Origin of the sequence: Clostridioides sp. ES-S-0190-01 (assembly GCF_020658275.1) — a bacterium.
GTDB lineage: Bacteria > Bacillota > Clostridia > Peptostreptococcales > Peptostreptococcaceae > Clostridioides.
This window is the reverse complement of record NZ_JACVWA010000010.1, coordinates 1-1321: the sequence shown is the minus strand read 5'-3', so window position 1 is coordinate 1321 and position 1321 is coordinate 1. Positions and strand designations below refer to the sequence as shown.

The window sequence follows — 1321 nt, the reverse complement described above, 5'->3', positions numbered from 1 at the left end:
TGTGGTTACAATAGCAGAGAGGATACACCTGTTCCCATTCCGAACACAGAAGTTAAGCTCTCTAGCGCTGATGGTACTTGGTGGGAAACTGCCTGGGAGAGTAGGACGTAGCCACGTAATTTTTTTTGCATAAAATTTTATAAAAATCTAATTATTATATGTTTTTATTTGTCTTTTATAGATTTTTTTGGCAATAAATGATATAGTGAATATAATTAAATATTTAAATATTTAATTTTTTTTGTTTTTTTGTAAGTTTATTTTTATAACTTTCTTTAAAATTTTTGGGAGATACACTTTGACATATGTTTTAAAAGTAATTTTAACAGTAAGTAGGATAAAAAATAAATAAAATAGAAATTTGTGTTAAATAAGGAGATTAATATGAAAAAAAATGCAAGATTGATAACAACAGGAATTCTTTCAATGGCAATTGTTGCACCTACAATGGCATTTGCTACTGAGTCTAATGCTATGGAAAATAATGCTAACTTAAATATAAATTTGGAGAAAAAAAGTATAGTTTTAGGAAGTACATCAAAAGTAAGTGTGAAGTTTAAAGAAAAGCCAGATGCTGATAGCATTACTTTAAAATATAAATGTTATGACATGCCACTAGATACAACTCTGAACTACAATCAATCAACTGGATTATATGAAGGAACAATCAACTACAATAAAGACCCAGAATATTTAAATGTATGGGAATTACAGGGTATAACAATAAATAGCACAACTAATCCTAAGACTTTAGATAAACAAGAATTAGAAGCTATGGGATTAAATTTAAAAGATTATGATGTAACACAGGAATGTATAATTGAAGACATAACTTCAAGAAAAGATGTAAGTAAATATATGAGAAAAACTTCTGCTCCTATAACAGAACTTACAGGAAGTGATAGATATGAAACAGCAGTTAAGATAAGTAAAGAAGGCTGGAAAAATGGTTCAGATAAAGTAATTATAATAAGTGGAGATGTAAGCATCGACGGTATTATATCAACTCCATTAGCTACTACATATAATGCACCAATACTTTTAGTTGAAAAAAACAGTGTACCAGCCAGTGTAAAAGCAGAATTAAAGCGTCTAAATCCTAAAGATATAATTATAATTGGAGATGATAATTCTATTTCTAAAACTACTGCTAATCAAATAAAATCAACTGTAAGTGCTAGTCAAACACGTTTGAATGGTTCTAATAGATATGAGACATCTTTATTGATAGCAAAAGAAATAGATAAAAATCATGATGTAGATAAAGTATATATAACAAATGCAAATGGTGGAGAAGTAGATGCACTTACTATTGCAGCAA

Annotated in this window: 1 protein-coding gene and 1 rRNA gene; both read left to right on the top strand. The window is 28.4% G+C overall.

Annotated elements, in window-relative coordinates; genetic code table 11:
- A 5S ribosomal RNA gene (gene rrf, locus IC214_RS01600) occupies positions 1-117 on the top strand.
- Positions 118-384: 267 nt separating this feature from the next.
- Positions 385-1321 (top strand): cell wall-binding repeat-containing protein (locus tag IC214_RS01595; protein ID WP_227845145.1); only part of this gene is annotated, 937 nt, incomplete at its 3' end.